This window comes from Exiguobacterium sp. s142 (genome assembly GCF_018618455.1).
Classification (GTDB): Bacteria; Bacillota; Bacilli; order Exiguobacteriales; family Exiguobacteriaceae; genus Exiguobacterium; species Exiguobacterium aurantiacum_A.
Window position 1 is genome coordinate 31,218 of sequence record NZ_JACSMB010000004.1, and the last position, 15,049, is coordinate 46,266.

At 51.8% G+C, this 15,049-nt stretch carries 17 protein-coding genes; 10 read left to right on the top strand and 7 right to left on the bottom strand.

Going from position 1 to position 15,049, the window contains the following annotated elements; genetic code table 11:
• Window positions 1–14: 14 nt before the first annotated feature.
• Window positions 15–827 carry a recombination regulator RecX gene (gene recX / locus KNP77_RS05190; protein WP_236633507.1) on the bottom strand — a complete coding sequence of 271 codons (813 nt, stop codon included), beginning with the start codon at window positions 825–827 and terminating at the stop codon, window positions 15–17.
• 156 nt (window positions 828–983) lie between these two features.
• On the opposite strand from recX, the gene KNP77_RS05195 reads away from it, so the two are divergent.
• The 5 genes from KNP77_RS05195 to KNP77_RS05215 all read left to right on the top strand — a co-directional run bounded on the left by KNP77_RS05195 (window position 984) and on the right by KNP77_RS05215 (window position 6,066).
• Window positions 984–1,892: a TIGR01777 family oxidoreductase gene (locus tag KNP77_RS05195; protein WP_131505084.1), complete on the top strand. Its 909-nt coding sequence runs from the start codon at window positions 984–986 to the stop codon at window positions 1,890–1,892.
• A 13-nt stretch (window positions 1,893–1,905) separates the two neighbouring features.
• Complete coding sequence (locus tag KNP77_RS05200) at window positions 1,906–3,057, top strand: amidohydrolase (RefSeq protein ID WP_070328943.1); 1,152 nt, start codon at window positions 1,906–1,908, stop codon at window positions 3,055–3,057.
• A 199-nt stretch (window positions 3,058–3,256) separates the two neighbouring features.
• Window positions 3,257–3,823 carry a GNAT family N-acetyltransferase gene (locus KNP77_RS05205; RefSeq protein ID WP_070328980.1) on the top strand — a complete coding sequence of 189 codons (567 nt, stop codon included), beginning with the start codon at window positions 3,257–3,259 and terminating at the stop codon, window positions 3,821–3,823.
• 168 nt (window positions 3,824–3,991) lie between these two features.
• Window positions 3,992–4,681: a response regulator transcription factor gene (locus KNP77_RS05210; protein ID WP_070328942.1), complete on the top strand. Its 690-nt coding sequence runs from the start codon at window positions 3,992–3,994 to the stop codon at window positions 4,679–4,681.
• Window positions 4,678–6,066 carry a sensor histidine kinase gene (locus KNP77_RS05215; RefSeq protein WP_070328941.1) on the top strand — a complete coding sequence of 463 codons (1,389 nt, stop codon included), beginning with the start codon at window positions 4,678–4,680 and terminating at the stop codon, window positions 6,064–6,066. Before KNP77_RS05210 ends, KNP77_RS05215 begins: the two co-directional genes overlap by 4 nt.
• Before the next feature lie 25 nt (window positions 6,067–6,091).
• On the opposite strand, the gene KNP77_RS05220 is transcribed toward KNP77_RS05215, so the two are convergent.
• The gene (locus tag KNP77_RS05220) at window positions 6,092–6,379 is read right to left on the bottom strand and encodes a hypothetical protein (RefSeq protein ID WP_070328940.1); all 288 of its coding nucleotides are present in this window, start codon (window positions 6,377–6,379) and stop codon (window positions 6,092–6,094) included.
• Between the two features lie 124 nt (window positions 6,380–6,503).
• Here KNP77_RS05220 and KNP77_RS05225 point away from each other — a divergent pair, with 124 nt between their 5' ends.
• On the top strand, window positions 6,504–6,713 hold the full coding sequence (locus tag KNP77_RS05225; RefSeq protein WP_070328939.1) for a hypothetical protein: 210 nt from the start codon (window positions 6,504–6,506) through the stop codon (window positions 6,711–6,713).
• 32 nt (window positions 6,714–6,745) lie between these two features.
• On the opposite strand, the gene KNP77_RS05230 is transcribed toward KNP77_RS05225, so the two are convergent.
• From KNP77_RS05230 to KNP77_RS05240, 3 genes are all read right to left on the bottom strand, one after another.
• Entirely contained in the window at window positions 6,746–7,153 is a 408-nt protein-coding gene (locus KNP77_RS05230) for a cytidine deaminase (RefSeq protein ID WP_214889073.1), read from the bottom strand.
• Window positions 7,154–7,247: 94 nt separating this feature from the next.
• Window positions 7,248–8,624 carry a 23S rRNA (uracil(1939)-C(5))-methyltransferase RlmD gene (gene rlmD, locus KNP77_RS05235; RefSeq protein WP_214889076.1) on the bottom strand — a complete coding sequence of 459 codons (1,377 nt, stop codon included), beginning with the start codon at window positions 8,622–8,624 and terminating at the stop codon, window positions 7,248–7,250.
• Entirely contained in the window at window positions 8,621–8,830 is a 210-nt protein-coding gene (locus KNP77_RS05240) for a hypothetical protein (protein WP_016510454.1), read from the bottom strand. The genes rlmD and KNP77_RS05240 overlap by 4 nt, the downstream gene beginning before the upstream one ends.
• Before the next feature lie 85 nt (window positions 8,831–8,915).
• Between KNP77_RS05240 and yfkAB the strand changes: the two genes are divergently transcribed.
• From yfkAB to KNP77_RS05255, 3 genes are read left to right on the top strand one after another with little or no spacing between them, the layout of a single operon-like run.
• Window positions 8,916–10,022: a radical SAM/CxCxxxxC motif protein YfkAB gene (gene yfkAB, locus KNP77_RS05245; RefSeq protein ID WP_214889079.1), complete on the top strand. Its 1,107-nt coding sequence runs from the start codon at window positions 8,916–8,918 to the stop codon at window positions 10,020–10,022.
• A 50-nt stretch (window positions 10,023–10,072) separates the two neighbouring features.
• Window positions 10,073–10,270 (top strand): hypothetical protein, encoded by a 198-nt coding sequence (locus KNP77_RS05250; protein ID WP_070328936.1) that lies wholly within the window; start codon window positions 10,073–10,075, stop codon window positions 10,268–10,270.
• A 38-nt stretch (window positions 10,271–10,308) separates the two neighbouring features.
• Entirely contained in the window at window positions 10,309–11,451 is a 1,143-nt protein-coding gene (locus tag KNP77_RS05255; RefSeq protein WP_214889082.1) for an MFS transporter, read from the top strand.
• Between the two features lie 41 nt (window positions 11,452–11,492).
• Here KNP77_RS05255 and KNP77_RS05260 read toward each other — a convergent pair whose 3' ends face one another.
• Entirely contained in the window at window positions 11,493–11,795 is a 303-nt protein-coding gene (locus KNP77_RS05260) for a hypothetical protein (RefSeq protein ID WP_016510464.1), read from the bottom strand.
• A 133-nt stretch (window positions 11,796–11,928) separates the two neighbouring features.
• Window positions 11,929–12,873 (bottom strand): DMT family transporter, encoded by a 945-nt coding sequence (locus KNP77_RS05265; protein ID WP_131441097.1) that lies wholly within the window; start codon window positions 12,871–12,873, stop codon window positions 11,929–11,931.
• Window positions 12,874–13,072: 199 nt separating this feature from the next.
• Between KNP77_RS05265 and KNP77_RS05270 the strand changes: the two genes are divergently transcribed.
• On the top strand, window positions 13,073–14,983 hold the full coding sequence (locus tag KNP77_RS05270) for a heavy metal translocating P-type ATPase (RefSeq protein WP_214889085.1): 1,911 nt from the start codon (window positions 13,073–13,075) through the stop codon (window positions 14,981–14,983).
• The last annotated feature ends 66 nt before the right edge of the window (window positions 14,984–15,049 follow it).

The window sequence follows — 15,049 nt, forward strand, 5'->3', positions numbered from 1 at the left end:
AAATGAATTTCCCGTTATGTCTCTTGTTCAGCGAGTCGTTCTAAAGTCCGGTCAATCACCTCATACGGAAATCCTTTGCTCCGAAGCTGCATCTTCATGCGCTGTTTCCGCTCATATGGGGCATACCCGTTGTACTTCCGACTCAGTTTTTCAGCCTGCTTCAAGCAAGCTGCAAGCTCGACGTCCTCATCCTCGTTTTCCCAAAACGTAAGGATCGCCTCTGAAATGATATCAAACGAAAATCCTCTTTGCACCAGGGTTTGTTGAATTCTTTGTTGCACTTCTGTGGCGGAACGGCGATTTGTTTCCAATTGTTTCCTATTTACGAACTTTCCTGCTTTCTCAAGCTGGTCTTCGTGCGAGATCGCAGCGATGACCTCTTCAATGATTTCAGGTGTGATTCGAAGCTGGACCAATTCCCGCTTGATTTTGCCCGGCCCGCTCGGACTCGTGTTAAACTTCGTCTGGGCGTAGGCTTTGGCGAATTCAGCATCGTTCAAGTAGCGTTGTTCAATCAATCTGTCAATTACGCGCTTGATGGCTGCCTCATCTATCTCTTTCTTCACGAGATAGTCGCGGACCTCTGAAACGGCACGCATTCGGTACGATAAATAATTGACGGCTGCTTTGTATGCTTTCTGTTCCTCTTCGGCTTGGAGGACGTCACGGACAAAATCGTCTTCAAGTTCCATCCCTTTCGTCAATCCATATTTAATGAAGACGTCTAAATCGATGGCGAACGCGAACTCTTCTTGCCCATCTTTCTCGATGAAGACGTTCAAGCGGTCCTTATTTTTCTTTTGAGCCGTAAACTTGCTGATTTTCATGAAACCCCCTCCTTTTCCTGCTTCTAACATATCACGTTCCCCTTTTCAGAAGGATTTTTGATAAGTTAAAAGAAAGGGTATTTATTTAATTAGCTATTGTATTTACCGTTATCATACCCGATTTGAAAACGCTTCAAGAATAATGGAGGGATTCACATGAAAATTGCAATCACCGGTGGTACCGGATTGATCGGCCGGCCGCTCGTTCGGGCGCTAGCCGAGGCCGGTCATCAAGTCGTCGTCTTGACGCGCCAGCCGCGCCCACGTCAAGGAGGCATCTCGTTCGTCGAATGGTTGACGCCAGACAGCCATCCCGAGACCGAACTCCAAGATGTCGACGCCTTTATCCACTTGGCAGGAGCCTCCATTAACGACGGACGCTGGACGCACAAACAAAAACAAGCCATCCTCCAAAGCCGTATCGATGGGACGAAAGAAGTCGTTCGCATCATCAAAAACATGAAGCAGAAACCGGACGTTGTCATCAGCGGATCAGCAATCGGCATTTACGGCGAAGACCGGTCGATCACTTACTCGGAATCGACACCGCTCCCGGACCGGACCAACTTCTTAGGAAACGTCTGCGTCTTGTGGGAGAAAGAAATCGCGCCCGTCGCCGATATGGACATTCGTCTCGCCACGATGCGAACTGGTGTCGTCTTGTCAAACGACGGGGGCGCGTTCCCGCTCATGAAGCTGCCCTACACGCTCGGTGCCGGCGGACGGCTCGGTTCCGGAAAACAGTGGGTCCCTTGGATCCACATAGACGATCTCGTCCGCTTATTCGTCTACATCATCGAGACCGATTCGATGCATGGACCGGTCAACGGGACGGCGCCGACACCGGTGACAATGGACCAATTCGGGAAAACGCTCGGACAAGTGATGCATCGTCCACACTGGGCTCCGGCTCCGGCCCCGATCCTCAAACTCGTACTCGGCGAAAAGAGCGTGATCGTACTCGAAGGTGCCAAAGTCGTCCCGACAAAAGCGCTCAATCACGGCTTTCGTTTTCGCTATGAGACGTTAGAACCCGCACTAAAACAACTACTGCATTTGACTTGAGAGGAGACAGCTCGTGAGTAATCTATTAATTCGTAACGCCCATATTTATCCGATCACCGCGCCAAACTTTTACGGGGACATTCGCATAAAAGATGGAAAAATTATCGAAATGGCGGACTTGTTAGACCCAACGGACGGCGAGACCGTCATCGAGGCGGAAGGCAACTTCCTGTTCCCCGGTTTCATCGATGCCCATACCCATCTCGGACTGTATGACGAAGGGACGGGTTCCGTCGGGAATGACGCCAATGAGACGGTCGAAGCGATGACACCGCACGCACGGGCCATCGACGGGGTTTATCCGCTCGATGAAGGCTTCCGTGAAGCGCTCATGGCCGGTGTCACGGCGGTCCAAGTCATGCCGGGCAGCATGAACGTCATCGGCGGAGTGACGAGCGTCATTAAAACGCACGGTCGCTTTATCGAGGATATGGTATTGCGCCGTTACGCCGGCTTGAAACTTGCTCTCGGCGAAAACCCGAAGCGCGTCCACAGTATGGGGAAATCCGGTGAGTTGACCCGCATGGGCATCATGGGACTACTGCGCGAGGCGTTCCGGACCGTCGATTCGACGAAGACGATCGGCACGTTCGGGAGTCAGATGATCCAACTCGCGCTCGACCGGAAGATGCCGGTCCGAGTCCACGCCCACCGTGCCGACGATATTCTTTCGGTCGTCCGCTTCGCTCAAGAGTTCGATCTCGATTACCGGATTGAGCACTGTACGGAAGGTCATCTCGTCGCCGAGAAGTTGCGTGAACTCGGCGTCAAACATGTCACCGTCGGACCGACGTTCACCCGTAAGTCTAAAATCGAACTTCAAAACAAAACGTGGGAGACGTACCGCATCTTGCATGAACACGATATGATCGTCTCGATCACGACCGACCATCCATATACCCCGGTCCAATATTTGAATCTTTGCGCCGGTCTTGCCGCCCGTGAAGGCCTTCCGGTCGACGTCGCCCTGCGCGCCATCACGATCCATCCGGCCCAGTCACTCGGGGTTGATGACCGCGTCGGGTCACTCGAAGTCGGCAAAGACGCCGACCTCGTCTTGTGGAGTCACTTCCCGCTCGACTACATGTCGAAGCCGATCATGACCATCGTCGACGGCCGTATCGTCTACTCGACGGATCGCTCGAAAACCCATCATGAAATGTGAGTAACCCCAGACGTGAAAGCGCTCTTTTATTTTTTTTGTGAAGTTACATTTTATTTGCTTGCTTTTTCAAAAAAAGTCTATAAAATAATCTTGTAACTCATAAAAGAGAGCAGCCAAGGCAAGTTCGAACAACGTAGCCAGAAGTATGCTTTCGTTACAACTATTCTTCAGCGGTCTGAACTAGGAGGAGGAATGTTTGGTGCTCAAATTTCGTGAGCTTACCGACTGCGCGGAGTTGTTCGAACTGATGCAACACCCAGATGTCTTTCCATATGTCCGTCAAAAGACGGTCCACTTTGACGAGTTTTTATTTAGCACGAAGCAAATCATCGAGCTAGAAGAGCAAGGAAACATCATCTCACGTACAATTACGAACGAGTTCGGTACCCCGATCGGGACGATCAGCTTGTTCGATGTGGAAACCGGTTACGGCTTCCTCGGTACGTGGCTTGGCAAACCGTACCATGGGAAAGGTTACAATCAAGTCGCGAAAGAAACGTTCTTCTCAGAGCTGTTCTTCGACCTTGATATTGAGAGTGTATTTTTAAAGATTCGCAAAGCAAATGAGCGTTCGATCGCGGCGGCGGCAAAACTTCCTTATGCGTTTTGCGCCGACGAGATCCGGCCCGATTTGTTAGCAGAAATTAATAGCGGTGACGTCGAATACGTCTTGTATGAAGTGTCGAAGTCGAGCTTCCAGCTGTACTTGCATTCACTTCATGCGCCTGAGTTCGATCATTCGTACGAAGCCCAACTCGAAGCATAAGCCAATTCTGACAAAGAATTGGCTTTTTTGTGGCGTTTTTGTGTGGATTTGTTGAGGACAACTTTACGACAATGAATAATTCTGTTCTAATTCGAAGAGATAGGTATGATAGAAGTATGAGGGAATTATCACATCCTTCGTTAACCGGTTTGTAAAGGAGAATGCCAGATGATAGAACCAGTATTTCGAATCTTAGTAACCGACGATGAGGAGCAGATGCGCGATTTGCTCGTTTCCAATTTAGAAAAAGAAGGCTATGAGACGGTCACCGCAACAAACGGCCTTGAGGCGATCGACTTGTTAAAAGAACAGTCGTTCCACCTCGTCTTACTCGACGTCATGATGCCCGAGCTTGACGGTCTGACCGCCTGCATGCGCATCCGTGAGTTCTCGAACGTCCCGATCATCATGCTGACGGCCCGGTCTGAAGAACTCGACCGGATTCACGGATTGAAGATCGGCGCGGACGACTACATCACAAAACCGTTCAGCCCGCGCGAACTGCTCGCCCGAATCGAAGCGACACTTCGGCGCACGCACAACTTCTCAAAAGAACAAGAAGCCACGTTCGACGCCGGTGTCTTATCAATCGATATCGAAGGCCGCGCCGTCAGCGTGAAAGGCAAAACTGTCAACTTGACGCGTAAGGAGTTCGACCTCCTCTACTTGTTCATCACAAACGAAGACAAAGTGTTCTCTCGAGAACAGCTCCTCGACCAAATTTGGGGTACCGAATACCACGGCAACCTCCGGACGGTCGACACGCACATTAAAACGCTCCGTCTCAAGCTCGGCGAAGCCGGTGGCTACATCCAGACCGTCTGGGGGATCGGCTACAAGTTCGAGGCGAACGTATGAAGCAATACACGATCCGGAAGCGGATTTGGATCACCATCTGGACGGCCAGCCTCTTCTCTGCGTTCGTGTTCATCATCATGACGTTTTACTTGTACGACAAGTTTTACATTCAGACGCAAGAAGAACTACTGATCAACCGCGGGGAGAAACTCGTCACCATCTATAAGGCGGACGGCTTCTCCGACGCGTTCGCTGACAGCATGACGTACACGAATGAACTGACCGAAACGAAAGTATTCCTCTCGTCCGTACGGGAAGATAGTCTCGGCTCCGGGAAGACGTTTTTACGCGAACAAGATCTCGCTCGTTTGCAAGACGGCTACGCCATCTCGGTCACGCGCAAGCACCCGACCGAGGATGTCGATATTCTCATGTCCGCGTTCCCGCTCATCCGTGACGGCGAACTCGATAATGCCCTCATCCTCTATATGGAGCTGAGCAAAATCAGTGAGCCGTTCCAACCGATCCGGCTGATGATCACGTTCTTGCTCATCTTGATGATTGTCAACTTGCTCATTTTCGGGACGCAAATCATCGACACGATCATTCAACCGCTCATCCAAATGAAACGCGCTTCCCAAGTGTATGCCAAAGGTGACTTCTCGCACCGCATCCCGATCGATTCCGATGACGAGATCGGTGACTTGGCCGAGACGCTCAACCGGATGGCCGAGTCTCTCGGACTCGTCGAGGAGCAGCGCAAAGAATTTTTGGCTAACGTCAGCCATGAGCTCCGGACCCCGCTGTCTTACATTCGCGGGTATACCGAGATGCTGCAAGACCCGACGCTCGACGAGAAGACGCAAGCCCAGTATTACGACATCATCGAGAACGAGACGGAACGGTTGCAACGACTCGTCAACGATCTGCTCGACCTCGCCCAGCTCGAACGCGATTCGTATCCGATGACGAAAGAACCGGTCGTGTACTCACAAGTGCTCGAAGACGTGTTATACCGGTTTGAACCAATCGCGCGCGCGAAAGGTGTCACCATCGAAGCGGATCTCGACTTCGACCTCATCATCCTCGGGGATCACGATCGCCTCGAACAAGTCGTCGGAAACTTACTCGATAACGCTCTTCGTTACACGGATGCCGGCAGGTCAATCCATGTGAGGACGTTCGCGGAAGAGAACTATGCCATCACCGAGATTCGCGATGAAGGCCGGGGCATCCCGAAAGAGGATCTCGATCAATTGACGAAACGTTTCTACCGCGTCAACAAATCGCGGACGCGTGAAGACGGCGGTACCGGACTCGGACTCGCCATCGCCAAGCACATTATGGAACGCCATGGCGGCTCGATGCATTTCACGTCCGAAGTCGGCAGCGGCACGACCGTGTCGCTTGCTTTGCCGCTCTTGCCAGACGATGAAGACATATAAAAGAGGCAGCCGCGGCTGCCTCTTTTTAAATATCTTTGCCTTTATAGGCATCATCTGATTCGTTCATGAGCCGCTCGCGTTCGGCGTGTGTCTGCGGGAACCCGTTCGCTTGCCACTCGGCCCGATGATTCGAGTCGAGTTGCGTCAACCCTGCTTCCGCCTCGTCTTTATCGGAATCGACACTTTCCATCTTGTCCATCTTGCTCCACGTGTTATCCTCTTGGTCTTGCGTCAACAGCGCTGCGACTTTCGGCGCGACGAGTGCAGCACCAGCCACACCGAGCACGATCCCCATCAATACTTTCTTATCCATCCAATACCCCTCCTTAGTCACTATGCACAGATAATTCCACTGTTCCCGAAACTTGAAACACTTTTCTAAAGCGTTTACACAAAATACGGAAGTGGAATAACACTCAAAGAAGGAGGCGATGGAGATGAAGAAGCAGGAACAACCGTCAAAACGACCGTTCGATAATCCGGACGCCGTCGATACGGACAAAGAGAGCATCTTTGACCAAGAAGGCATGGAGACGGTCGACCCGATCCCGGTCGAAGAGCTGAATCAAAAAGTGAAAGACGAGAAACGAAAGCGCCACTCAAAAGACGACTCAGTCAGCGAGAAAAAATATGACGGCAACAAATAAGGATGCGGACAAAGTTGTCCGCATCCTTATTTTCATGTTAAGTCTTTTGGCGAGAAGCCGTATGGCAGCATCTCTTCTTTTGTCATCACTTTCGTCTCACCGGCCATGTTGGCCAAGATCAACGTGAAGTCGTCACTCGCAAACTCGGCGATGACTTGACGACAAGCGCCACATGGCGGGATCGGGCCGTCCGTGTCTCCGACGACGACGACCGTGTCGATTGACTTGCTGCCTTCCGACACCGCCTTGAAGATGGCAGTCCGTTCCGCACACATCGACAAACCGTACGACGCGTTCTCGACGTTACAACCTAAGATTTCCTTACCCGTCTCATCGATGACGACGGCACCGACGTTGAACTTCGAGTAAGGTGTATATGCGCGCGACCGCGCGTCAATCGCCTTATGAACGAGCTCTTGAACTTTTTCATGTGGAATCATTGAATGTTCCTCCGCTTCTTGAATTTAAAAAAGAAGTCTGACATCTGAACTATAACGTGAAAACGTTTTCTTTACAAGCGTTTTCACGGTCCCGTCAATATTTTTTCTTCTTCTTTTTCTCGAAGACGACAATCGATTCGACGTGAGCCGTTTGCGGAAACATATCGTACGGTTGGACGTAGTTGACCTTATAATCGGCTTTCATGAGTTGATCCGCGTCGCGCACGAGCGTCTGCGGGTTACATGACACGTAGACGATCCGTTTCGCTTTCGAAGAAATCATCGCGTTTAGGAGCTGATGGTCCACACCTGTTCGCGGCGGGTCGACGACGATGACGTCAGGAATCCACCCGTCTTTCACCCAGCGCGGAATCCAATGTTCAGCGCGCCCCTCGACGTATGTCGCATGATTGTAGCCGTTCTCACGCATGTGAGCATTTGCGTCTTCAACCGCTTCAGGTACGACTTCCATCCCGCGAATCTCTTTCGCGTGCGGTGCGAGCCAAAGTCCGATTGAACCGACACCGGCGTACGCATCGATGACGCGTTCTTCACCAGTCAGACCGGCCGCCTCGACGACTTCACGGTACATGACTTCGGTTTGGGCAGGATTGAGTTGGAAGAAAGCACGTGGCGACAAGTGGTAATGCACGTCGTCTAGCTGCTCGTCCATCTTATCTTGACCGGCGATGTGGACCGTTCGGTAACCGAAGATGACGCCCGACCGGTTCGAGTTGATGTTGATATGGAACGAGACGACGTTCGGCAATTCCATGATGCGGTCGCTGAGCGTATCCAAGTTCGGTACGTCCTCACTCCCGACGACGAGAACGACTTGAACGTCGTTCGTCTTGTAACCTGAACGGACGACGATCGTCCGGGCAAAACCGACGTCACGTCTCGCGTCATAGACCGGGATGTCGAGCTCGTTCAAAATACGGACGATAGCGTTGTTGACGTTCGTCGTATCACGTTGTTGCACCATGCAGTGCTCGATCGGCACGAGGTCGTTCGAGTTCGGCTTGTAGAGGCCTGAGACGATTTCGCCGCGTTGGACTGACAACGGGAATTGGGACTTATTACGATAGTACCAAGGGTTTTCCATCCCTTTCGTCGGACGGATATCGGACTTATCGACGTTCAACTTCGTCTTCTGACGGAACGCGTTGCGGACGATGTCTTCTTTATAGTCCATTTGCAGACGTGAACTCATATGTTGAATCTGGCAACCGCCACATTCGTCATAAATCGGACACGGCGGTTTGACCCGGTCCGGCGAGTCGTTGTGTCGCTTCGTGACCCGCGCCTCGGCATAGTTTCGTTCGATGCGCGTGATTTCAATGTCGGCTCGTTCCCCTGGTAACAGGTTCGGGATAAAGATGACCATCCGATTGATCATCGCGATGCCCTCCCCGTTAATGCCTAACCGTTCTGCTTTCGTGCTTGCATGTTCTCCTACGATCAATTTCAATGTGTTTCATCCTTTCGAGATACTTGTTCTAAATCTTTGGCGTAACGTACGACTTTCGCACGTAAGGAATCAATATCAGCTAACAATCGATGCAAATCCTCTGGCGTCGTGAATTCGTCTAACGTGTTGACTGATAAGCACAGTAACTCCGTTCTCGATTTTAACACGTTCATTTTTCCTGCCGTATCTGTTCGTGATTTACCCATCTCATGATCGCTCCTTCGCTTAGTGACAAAGAGTTGTTATTATAGCATACTATTTCGTGTAACTTGATAAAAAGGTGGAATCCACATGCAAAACATCTCGACGACGTTCGATCCGTGGGAAGCGTATCTCGATCAAACCGAGTTCGGTCGACTCGTTCTCTCGAACGTCGAAGTGACGACGACGAAACTATGCAATATGCGCTGCGAGCATTGTGCGGTCGGCTATATGCTCGATCAAACGGAAGAACCCGAGGTCCCGCTCGAGCTGTTGATCTCGCGCCTCGACGAGATCGAGCACTTGCGCGCGTTCTCGATCACGGGCGGTGAGCCGATGCTGTCGATGAAGTCGGTTCGAAACTATGTCGTCCCGCTTCTACGCTACGCCAAGGAGCGCGGTGCCCGCACACAGATCAACTCGAACTTGACGTTGCCGCTATCTCGCTATCATCTTATTACCCCTTACCTCGACGTTTTGCACATTTCTCATAACTGGGGAACGGACGCCGATTTCTTAGAGGGCGGTTTCGCGATGATGGACCGCAAGCCGAGCGAATCCGCTCGCCTCAAAATGCTTCAGACGATGAAGGACAATGCCCGAGCCCTCACGGCCGAAGGGGTCATCGTATCGGCCGAGACGATGATCAACAAGCGGACAATCCCGCATTTAAAAGAAATTCACGACGAAATCGTCTCGCTCGGTTGTCAACGCCACGAATTGCACCCAATGTACCCCGCAGACTTCGCTAGCGCGCTCGAGTCGGCCTCTCTCGACGAGATCCGTCAAGCTATCCATGACGTACTCGACATTCGGGACCAGAACGTATGGATGCTGTTTGGAACGTTGCCGTTTTACGCCTGCTCGGACTCAGAAGCCGACCGCGCCTTACTGCGGCGACTCTCGACCGCGAAAAACGTGACGGTCCGCAACGACCCGGACGGACGCTCCCGGTTGAACACGAACATTTTTGACGGTCAGATCATCGTCACCGACTTCGGCGACGAACTCGGCACACTCGGCACATTGTACGATACGTCGTTCCAAGACGCGTACGATCAATGGACGAACAGCGCATTGAACGCCACACTGTCGTGCCATTGCCCCGCCGTCAAATGCCTCGGACCGAACGCACTCGTCAAACAAGCGTACTATTCGACGGTCGACTTTAGACAACGTGTCGCCCAGTCGTTTTAATTATTTCGATTCGGGAAATATTTAGTATATAAAACGAATCGAGGTGTTCGATGATGACAGCGATCTATGTGTTCATCGTTACCGTCATGGGAATCATCATTTTCGGAGGCGTGCTCAGCATCTTATTGACAGCCGCATTCGTTTCGGACAAAGTAGACCATGATGAAGTGTTCAGTCAAGGCAGTTGGGACGATGAGTTATTGCAAATAAATCATACCCCTCAACCGATTGATGAACCAAAAAGCTGAGACCTCTCAGCTTTTTATTTTTGTATATGAGGTGAACTATGGAACGGTTTCGTTTTTCGATCTTATTGCTCGTCGTTTTTATTTCGGGCTTGATTCAAGGGGCGCTCATCCCTTTACTATCCACATTAATCGAACGTGACGGCAACCCGGCCTGGCTGAACGGCTTGAACGCGACGATGCTCTATTTGGGCGTCATCGTCTCGGCGCCGCTACTCGAACGGTTCGTTCGCAAATACGGATTCCGCCCGACGATCGTCCTCGGCATCGTATTGACGGCGCTCGCCACGTTCTTTTTACCGCTCTGGCCGTCACTGCTCATGTGGGCCGTCATGCGCTTCGTCATCGGATTCGGAGACTCGGCGCTTCACTACGGCTCGCAAGTGTGGGTCACGTCCGTGAGTGAGAAACGGAGTCTCGGACGGGCGATGGCGTATTACGGGATGTCGTTCAGTCTCGGGTTCGCGGTCGGTCCGTTGATCGCACCGCTCGTCGATATTCACTTTTGGCTCCCGTTTCTCGTCTTGATCTTCTTCTGTCTCGGATCACTCTTCCTTATCTTCAAGGTCGACAACGAGTACCCCGAGGCGGAGAAAGTGAAGACGGACTCGACCGGACGCATCCGTCTCGTCTTAATCGGCGCCGGGTACACGCTGCTCCCGGCGTTCACATACGGTTTTCTTGAAGCAAGCTTGAATGCGAACCTGCCGATCTTCACGGTCCGTAACGACATCGGGCTCGCACAGACGAGCACGCTCATCACGACGTTCATCGTCGCGTCCATCATCGTACAGTTGCCGCTCGGACGGCTCGCCGACCACTTCGGGAAGAAACGTATCCTTCAAATCGTCTTGACGCTCGGTACGCTCTTGTTCGCCCTCGCGAACCTAGCCGTCGACAACTATGCGTGGCTACTCGTCTTGTTCGCCTTGGCCGGTGCCGGACTCGGTTCCACGTATTCGCTCGGCCTCGCCCATATGACGGAAGTGTTGCCCCGCTCACTCTTGCCGACCGGCAACATGCTGTACAGCATCTCGTTCAGTGTAGGGTCGATCAGCGGTCCGATGATCGGTGCGTTTTGGGTCGCGTTGCCTAAAGAAGTATATTTCCTCATGTACGCCTTAATACTCGGCATCCTGTCGATCAGCCTATACACGTCAAAAGCTAAACCAATCGAAGCATAAGAAAAGGATGAATCTCCGCGGAGATTCATCCTTTTTGTTTGTCATTCGTTTGGTGGCCCGACTCTGACATCGTTTCGTTCGAACGCTCGGATGAACACCTCATCAAGAGCGAACGGCTCCGTATCGAGTGATGCCAATACGTCGGACTTGAGCGTCACCTCGATGACGCGGTCATTGATTTGCCACTTCGTCTGGATGTCGTCGCCTTGCCTGACGGCGCGCACATCGACTTGGTCGTGATGTTCTTTCAATCCGCGACTCACGCACTTCATCACGTACTTGACGTACTCATCTCGCGGCTGGCGCGACACGAGTATGTTTCGGACAATCAAATTTCTCGTCATGGCACAAACCCTCCCTTCTGTTAACTTGTCGTACGCAAGTCTTTACAACGAAGACCGATTCATAACTGAAAATTTTCAGAATTTTTAATATATTTTGCCATGAGAATAAACTTTCGTCAACTGTACCTCGAACTCATTTCGCGGCAGAGCCGCCCGGCCGACGACGACCTTGAAAATACGTTGACAAGTAGATGCCGGCGATGACGAATAGCAACCCGACGAGCGCGTTCCAAGGAATCGTCTCACCGAGCAGTAAACTCGATAACAGGACGCCGAACAAGGGAACAAAGAACATATAGAGCGACACCCGGCTCACCGGGTTGTGCTTCATGAGCGTGTTCCACAACGTGAAACCAATCGCTGATAACAATGCGAGGTATAACAGGAACAATAGCGTCTTCACCGTGTAAGGCAAGAACACGCCTCCCGGGTCAAGGATAAATCCGACGATCAACAGGCCGAGCGAACCGATCACCATCGCCCAAGCAGTCATCGGGGCGACGTCATGATGTCGCGAGTAATCTTTCGCGACCAAGTTTCCGAACGCGCCAGACACCATCGCCAAGATGAGGAGGATTTCACCGATTCCAAAACCGATTTCCGAGCTTGCTGTCGGCCAGTTCGCGATGACGATCCCTGAGAAACCGAGAGTGAGCGCGATGCCTTTCAACCGGTTCAACCGATCATCTTCATAACGGAAGTGGGCAAGCGCCATTTGAAAGAACGATGTCGAGCCAGCGATGATCGACCCTTGCACCCCGGTCGAGATGGACAATCCGATATAGAAGAACAGATATTGCAAAAACGTCAAGAACGCCCCTAAATGTGCGTATGCCTTCAACTTTTCCCGATTTAATCGAATCGGCCGCTTGAAGACGAGCCGGCTGATCACAAGCAACAGAATACCGGCCAGTAAAAACCGTTCGCCGGCAAAGAACAGTTGTTGGCCGTACTCGCCTGCTCCGATGTCTAACGCCTCATAACTTAATTTAATGAACGGGAAAGCACTCCCCCATAAAAACGTGTTGAACAACGCCAACAGCGTGACGCTCCAAGAGCGTTGAAATATATTTTGCATGACACGAAATCTCCTTAATCTTTTAGTTTGTGAGTTGTTATAAATGGTGTTAAAATAGACTTACATGATAATCATTATAAATAAGCGACATGAAGAAAACGGATGTAAAACCCTTTAAAACAACAAAAGATAATGATAATCATCCTCAGTCATTATCATTTAACTGATATATATTCTCAATTAGAAAGAGGTGCCTACTATGAACGTACACGCAACTACTGCACAAGAAAAAAGCCACGTCTTCAAACGGGCCAACTGGTTCGAACATATCGAGCTCATCATGGCGCTCATCAGCGGTGTATTGATTGTACTCGCATATTTCACAGAAAGACAAGGCGGAGCCCCTTCGATTTACGTCACACTCTACTTGAGCGCCTTCTTGATCGGCGGTTATGCCAAAGCCAAAGAAGGACTGACCGATACGTGGGAAACCCGTTCATTGAACGTCGAGCTACTCATGATCATCGCGGCGATCGGCGCTGCCTCGATCGGCTATTGGATGGAGGGCGCGATCCTCATCTTCATCTTCGCCTTATCCGGCGCGCTCGAGACGTACACGCTGAACAAAAACGAACGTGCTCTCGAATCGTTGATGGAACTCCAACCGGAACAAGCGACCCGTTTTGATGCGGCCGGCGGTCTCGAAGTCGTGCACATCGACGATTTAAAAGTCGGCGACCGGATTTACGTCCGGCCGGGTGAACGTATCCCGGTCGATGGGCGCATTTTGAGTGGGACCGCCTCTATCGAAGAAGCAGCCATCACCGGGGAATCGATTCCGGTTGATCGGACCGTCGGCGACGAAGTGTTCGGTTCAAGTGTTAACTTGAACGGGGTGCTCACGTTATCTGTGACGAAACTCGCCACCGAGACGTTGTTCCAAAAAATCATTCAAATGGTGCAGCAAGCCCAAGAAGAAAAATCGCCGTCGGCCCAGTTCATCGACCGCTATGAGGGACGATACGTCCAGATCGTGCTCATCTCGGTCACGGCCATCATCTTGCTCGGTCCCGTCCTCACTTCGTGGTCGCTCGAGACGAGCATATACCGCGGGATGATCCTGCTCGTCGTCGCCTCACCGTGTGCCCTCGTCGCGGCGATCACACCAGCCGCGCTTGCCGCCATCGCCTCGTCCGCTAAACACGGAATTTTGTTCAAAGGCGGTGTCCACATCGAAAACATGGGACGTCTCAAAGCGATCGCATTCGATAAGACTGGGACGCTCACAATCGGTAAGCCGGTCGTCCAAACGGCGTTGGTTCATCCTGACATGGCAGCAGAAGACGTTTACCGCGTCGTCAGTTTGATCGAAGAACATTCGATGCACCCGCTCGCCGAGGCGCTCGTCAAGTTCACGGGCAAACACACGGGAGACATGGATCACTTTAAAGACATCACCGGTTCAGGCATCGAGGCGACGATTGACGGCACTTCCTACCGGGTCGGTAAACAAAAGTTCGCCGACCGGAGCGCTGACTTCTACCGCGAAGATGTCGAACGGTTAAAAGCCGCCGGACACACACTCGTCTTCGTCAGTGACGATAAGCAGACGATCGGTGCATTCGCACTGCGTGACACGTTACGCCCGGAAGCCAAACAAGCGATTGAGCGCTTGAACCATCTCGGAATCGCGACGATCATGATCACAGGCGACAATGAAGCAACGGCACGCGCCATCGCGACGGAAGCGGGCTTGACCCGCTACATCGCCGAATGCCTCCCAGAAGAGAAAGTTGAACAAATCAAGCTGTTAAAACAAGAGTACGGCACGATTGGGATGATTGGCGACGGCATTAACGACGCCCCGGCCCTCGCGACAGCAGATGTCGGGATCGCCATGGGCGAAGGAACCGACGCCGCACTCGAGACGGCTGACGTCGTCCTCATGAAAAACGACCTCGTCCGCTTAAGTTCAGCGATCGAGCAATCTCGTAAATTGAACCGGATCGTCTTACAGAACGTCGTGTTCGCCCTCGGCGTCATCCTCGTTTTGATCGCGACGAACATCTTCGAGCTGCTCGTCATGCCGTTCGCCGTCGTCGGTCATGAAGGGTCAACGATTCTCGTTATTTTGAACGGACTGCGCTTGCTCAGTTCTTCATGGGATTGACAAATTTCGACAGCGTCTGAAACCGTCATTGAAAGCGAATGACGATTTCGCTATAATGGAAACAAT